We start from the raw sequence: 5,426 nt of genomic DNA, 5'->3' as shown, positions 1-5,426 counted from the left end.
CGCGCCGGGGCGTGCGGGTAGATCGTGTCCGTCGCCGCGACCTTGCCGGTGGAGTCGACGACGGCGACCTTCACGCCGGTGCGCAGGCCCGGGTCGAGTCCCATGGTGGGGCGGGTGCCCGCGGGGGCGGCGGGGCGGGGGGCCCGCAGGGTTGCCCCGGAGAAGGCCACGGGCTGGGCCTCGGGGGTGGTCCGCAGCCGGGGGCGCCGGGCCGTGCCGGGGGGGGCGGGGGGCCCGGGGGGGCGGGTGGTCACCAGGACGTGGGGTTCCCCGGCGGCCTCGGGGGCGGCGAGGCCGAGCGCCGGGTCGAAGACGGTGACCCGGGCGATCAGCGGCGCCCGCGCCCCGCGCAGGGCCCGGCCGAGCGACCCGCGCACCCTGTCCCGGTCCAGGTCCGCGCCGAAGACGGCGCGGCAGTCCGAGACGAGGCGGTCGAGGTGCAGGGACAGCCCGCGCACCCCGCCGCTCTCGACCCGCATGGTCGTGAAGTGGCCGTAGTTGACGAGGGCCAGCGCCTGGAGGTCCTGAACGGTGGCGGGGGCTCCGTCGAGCCGAGCCGGGACATGTGCCATGACGGCAGTCTGCTCGAATGGAACGATGCACACGATGAACCACCCCCCGAACGGCGACCTCCCGAACAGGGTCCTCGTCACCGGCGCCTCGGGCCATCTGGGCCGCGAGACCACCCTCGCCCTGACCTCCCTCGGGGTCGCCGTGACCGGCCTGGACCGCGAGCTGCACGAGCCGGACAACGCCCGCCGCTTCGAGCCCGGTTGGGATCGCTTCGTGACCGCTTCGGCCGGTGATCCGGACGCCGTGGCCGAGGCGCTCGCCGATGCGGACGGGGTCGTGCACCTCGCCGCCATCCCCGCGCCCACGCTCGGCACCCCGGAGGAGGTCTTCGGCGGCAACAGCCTCGCCACCTTCACCGTCCTCGACGCGGCCGGACGGCGCGGCGTCCGGCAGGCCGAGCTGGCGAGCAGCCTGTCGATCCTGGGAACGGCGTTCTCCCCCGAGTTCCAGACGCCCGCGTATCTGCCGCTCGACACGGCGACGCCGCTGATGGTCGCCGACCCCTACGCCCTGTCCAAGCAGGCCGACGAGGCGACCGCCGCCATGGCCACCCGCCGGTACGGGATGACGACGACGGCGCTGCGCTTCCCGCACCTGGGGTACGTGGACGGCAACCTCGGTGACACCGCCCGCCGCATGGACGCCGACCCGTCCGGGGGCGCCCGCACGCTGTGGTCCTACCTCGACCTGCGCGACGCGGCGCGCGCCTGCGTGCTGGCCCTCACCCGGCCGGGCCCGGGGGCGCACGTCCTCTACCTCGCCGCCGGCACCACCCTGGTGCGCCACCCCACCGAGGACCTGGTGCGCACCTATCTCCCGGACGCCCGCGTGCACGGCGCCCTCCCGGGGCGCACCGTCCCGATCGACCTCACCCCGGCGCACGACCTCCTGGCCTTCACCACCACGTACAGCGTCGATTGAGGCCACCGGCGCTCCCCACCGGGGCCGTTGCCGCGCTTCCTCGGAGGAGCCGTAGCGGCCTAACGACGCAGGTGCCGCCGGCGCACGGTGCGCAGGCCGCACGCCTCTCCCACGCCGCCGCCGTCCTCCAGCAGCAGCATCAGCGCGAAGAGCACGTAGCCGACCAGCCATCGGCCCACGGCCCGCCAGAACCCGGGCCGTCCGCCGTCGCTCGCCCGGACCACCCGCAGCCCCCACAGCAGCTTGCCGACGCTCCCGCGCAGCAGCCACATGCCGAGCACGTGGCTGATGAAGGAGGTGGCCAACGCGCAGCCGACGCCGAGCAGCAGGTACCCCGCGACATCGAGGTCGTCCGGCGCGAGCGCCCGCGCGCCGGCGATTCCGCCTCCCACCATGAGCAGGACGTCGGTGGTCGTCGCCAGCAGCAGCCAGCCCTCGCCGGCCTCTTTCGGCGGCACCGTCATGTCATGTCCCCCGATCCCGTTCGATGCGGGGAATCTACGGGGCGGACGCCGACGATTCGGTGCAGGTCGGGTCACGGAACGGCGACAGAGCCGAATCACCGTTGTCGGCAGGGGATTTATCGCGTTGCGGCCGACCGGGTGCTCGATATGATTGGGGTCGTCGCGAAGCGAAGTCCGGGGTTACTTCTTCCCTTTCAAGGAATCCAACACCTCGGGCGCCGGGCACTCGCGCATCGGTAGTTCGGTCAACGTCATAACGGGGGGCGCGAAGCGCAGCGCGGAGTTACTTCGATTCAGGATCGAGTGGTTGCGGGTTCGAGTCCCGTCGCCGGTCCGGAAGGGCCGGCGTAGCTCAATCGGGCAGAGCGCTACGTGTCTTCGTGCGTCTGGTACTCGCTCCCTCCCGTGTGACGTCGGCCGGCTCCCGCCCGGTCGTCTCGTGGCCGGGTCGACAACTGCACAGGCGCCGCGAAGCGCAGCGCGAGGATACTTCATGGGTTCAACTCCTGATAGGCCCACCTCTCGGGCCTATGCCTGAATCGGCAGGCATCTCCCCGCGCGAAAGGTACTCGCGGCGCCGGCAGTTCTGTCCGTCGACCCGGGAAAGACTTTCTTCCGTACGGGGGCCGACTCATGGGTAAGTTCACTGCACCGCGGATGACTCCGGCGTCTCCTTTGACCACGACCGGGAAGACCGCCACATTCGAGGGCGGCGCCGCCTTCACGCGAGACGTGAAGAGCGACCTTTTCCTCTTCGCCGCGGTCAACATGGTCGGGGAGGACACGTTCTACGAGGCGGCGGGTGACCGCGACGCCCGGTTCCGGCAGCTCGTGCACGCGGCCACGCGTGCGGACCCGGACTGGGTGGCCCGGTTCGTGCCGTACCTGCGGGGCCGGATGAACATGCGCTCGGCCGCGATCGTCATGGTGGCCGAGTCCGCGCTCGCCCGCCGGGAGGGCACCGACCGGACGGCGCGGGTCACCGTGCGGGCGACGGTCGCCTCGGCGATGCTGCGCGCGGACGAGCCCGCGGAGTTCATCGCGTACTGGAAGCAGCGCACGGGCGGGACCACGCTGCCGGGCGGTGTGCAGCGTGGTGTCGCGGACGCGGTGGCACGCCTGTACACCGAGCGGGCCGCGCTGAAGTACGACGGCGTGGGCTCGGCCTGGCGCATGGCCGACGTCGTGGCGCTGGCGAAGCCCGTCCCGGCCGGGCCGTGGCAGGCGGACCTGTTCGACTTCCTCGCGGACCGGCGGTGGAAGCGGGACGCGGTGCGGGTGACCGACCGTCTGCCGCTCGTCTCCGCGTACCAGGCGGCCAAGGCCATGCCGGAGGCGGAGCGGCGCGCGTGGTTCCTGAGCGATCCGGCGCGGCTCGCCGCGGCGGGTATGACGTGGGAGGAGCTGTCCGGCCTGGGGCCGATGGACGCCGCCGCGTGGAGCGCGGTCATCCCCCACATGGGGCTGATGGCGCTGACACGGAACCTGCGGAACGTCGACGAGGCCGGGGTGCCGGACGCCGTGGCCGAGCGGGTGACCGCGCGGCTCGCCGACCCGGCGGAGGTCCGGCGGTCGCGGCAGTTCCCGTACCGGTTCCTGTCGGCGTACCGGGCGGCACCGTCGCTGCGGTGGGGCCACGGGCTGGAGCGGGCGCTCGCCGCCTCGACCGAGAACATCCCGGCCCTGCCGGGCCGCACCCTGGTCCTGGTGGACACGTCGGCCTCGATGGGTGGCCGGGTGTCGGCCAGGAGCCAGGTGCGGCACGTCGACGTCGGGGCGCTGTTCGCCGTCGCGCTCGCGGCGCGCGGCTGCGACGTCGACCTGGTCGGCTATGCGAACAGCACCTTCCGGCACCCGCTGACGCCCGATGGGAGCGTGCTGCGGCAGGCCGAGGCGTTCTGCTCCCGGATCGGCGAGGTCGGGCACGGCACGCAGACCGTGGCCGCGCTGCGTGCGGCGTACGCCGGGCACGACCGGGTGGTGATCGTCTCGGACATGCAGGCGTTTCGGTACCCGGGCCACGGCGCGCACGAAGGCGCGGGGGTGTCGGTGTCGGAGGCGATCCCGCCCGAGGTGCCGATGTTCGGCGTGAACACCTCCGGCTATGCGCGGGCATCGATCGACGTCGGGCGCCCGAACCGCTACGAGATCGCCGGGTTCAGCGACAAGCTGTTCACGATGATCGATCTGCTCGGCCGGGGCCGGGACGCGTCCTGGCCGTGGGAGGCATGACGACGGGCCCTGTTCGGCCTCGGTGGCCCGCCTCGTGGTCGAGGCGGGCCGCCACGGGCTACGCGAGGCTCCACTCGCATCCGCCGGACGTCTCCAGGTACTCGCCGTCGTTGACCGTGACCCGGCCGGGGCCCTCGATGTTCTCGTTGGCGATGATCGCCCCCAACTCGCCGCTGGAGTCGCTGTTGCGGGACCAGTAGCACAGGGGCCATACGCCGTCGGGGTCCGGGCCGTCGGTGGCGTACTCGCCCGGGGCGATGTCCTCGCCGACGAGGTGGACGCCGTCGGAGAGCGATTCGGCGGGCCCTTCCGGCTCGGGCTCCGGCTCCGGTTCGGGTTCGGGTGCGGCCTCTTCGGCCGGCGCCGCTTCCGCCTCGGGCTCGTCGGCCGCGGGCGCTTCTTCCTCCGGCGCGGACGCGGACGGCTCGGCGTTGGCGTTGGCCTCCTCCTCGGCGCTTCCTCCGGCGGCCCCGATGCCGGCGCCGACGATGAGGCAGACGATGCCGACGGCGGCGTGGGTGAGGATCGTCGTGCGCTGGCTGCGAGGCGGGGTGGGCGGCACGGGGCGTGCGGCGGGGACTGCATGGGTGGCCTGGGCGTGCGGCGGCATGTCGCCGGGGCGCTGCATGGTGGGCCAGCCGGACTGATCGGTCATGGGATTCCCCCTCTGGGTTCGTGCGGGCACGTAACGTGGGGGAGCCCCGATGATGTCGCTTCGTGTCGCTATGGGCGCGAGTTATCGGCGCACCGTGACCACTTTGTGACCGGGCGTCAGCGGTCGCGGACGAGCCGCACCACACCGCTGGTCGGAGGCGTTCAGCGGTGGACGACGGGCCGGTGCAGGTCGCGGTGGCGGAGGTCGACCGGCGTGCCATGGCCGCGAAGGGCTCGGGCGACGGCCATGGCGACGGCAGGGGCGCGATGGCGTCCGCCCGCGCAGCCCACGGCGATGGTGAGGTCACCGGCGCCGGGGCCGAGGAGGTAGGCGTTCACGAGACCCACGGCGGCGTCGAGGAGGTCGGCGACGCCGGGGGTGGCGAGCACGACATCCCGCACCGCCCGATCGACCGCGGTCAACTCCCTCAACACGGGCTGAACGTGGGGGTCGCGGAAGTGCGCGCGGAGGTCGAGCGTGAGGTGCGCGGGCGGTGGTGGGGCGTGGAGGTAGCCGAACGAGGTGATCGTCACGAGGCTCATCGGGCAGCTCTCCTGCGGACGGGCCGGTCGGGCCGGGTG

At 73.3% G+C, this 5,426-nt stretch carries 6 protein-coding genes; 2 read left to right on the top strand and 4 right to left on the bottom strand.

The window, feature by feature from the left end:
* Window positions 1–572: aminotransferase class IV (locus ADY01_RS41670; RefSeq protein ID WP_053171439.1), on the bottom strand; the 572-nt coding region annotated here is incomplete at its 3' end.
* 34 nt (window positions 573–606) lie between these two features.
* On the opposite strand from ADY01_RS41670, the gene ADY01_RS31885 reads away from it, so the two are divergent.
* Window positions 607–1,494 (top strand): NAD-dependent epimerase/dehydratase family protein, encoded by an 888-nt coding sequence (locus ADY01_RS31885; protein WP_063784437.1) that lies wholly within the window; start codon window positions 607–609, stop codon window positions 1,492–1,494.
* Between the two features lie 59 nt (window positions 1,495–1,553).
* On the opposite strand, the gene ADY01_RS36200 is transcribed toward ADY01_RS31885, so the two are convergent.
* Entirely contained in the window at window positions 1,554–1,958 is a 405-nt protein-coding gene (locus ADY01_RS36200; RefSeq protein ID WP_053171436.1) for an RDD family protein, read from the bottom strand.
* A gap of 732 nt (window positions 1,959–2,690) precedes the next feature.
* Here ADY01_RS36200 and ADY01_RS31875 point away from each other — a divergent pair.
* A complete protein-coding gene (locus tag ADY01_RS31875; protein ID WP_234320494.1) occupies window positions 2,691–4,190 on the top strand; it encodes a TROVE domain-containing protein in 1,500 nt (499 codons plus the stop codon).
* Window positions 4,191–4,248: 58 nt separating this feature from the next.
* On the opposite strand, the gene ADY01_RS36195 is transcribed toward ADY01_RS31875, so the two are convergent.
* Window positions 4,249–4,845, bottom strand: coding sequence for a hypothetical protein (locus ADY01_RS36195; protein WP_053171432.1), 597 nt, complete (start codon window positions 4,843–4,845; stop codon window positions 4,249–4,251).
* 161 nt (window positions 4,846–5,006) lie between these two features.
* Window positions 5,007–5,387: an RNase adapter RapZ gene (locus ADY01_RS31865; RefSeq protein ID WP_049580208.1), complete on the bottom strand. Its 381-nt coding sequence runs from the start codon at window positions 5,385–5,387 to the stop codon at window positions 5,007–5,009.
* Between the last annotated feature and the right edge of the window lie 39 nt (window positions 5,388–5,426).

The organism is Streptomyces sp. SBT349 (genome assembly GCF_001083795.1).
Taxonomy (GTDB): domain Bacteria; phylum Actinomycetota; class Actinomycetes; order Streptomycetales; family Streptomycetaceae; genus Streptomyces.
This window is presented reverse-complemented; position numbering and strand designations above follow the sequence as displayed.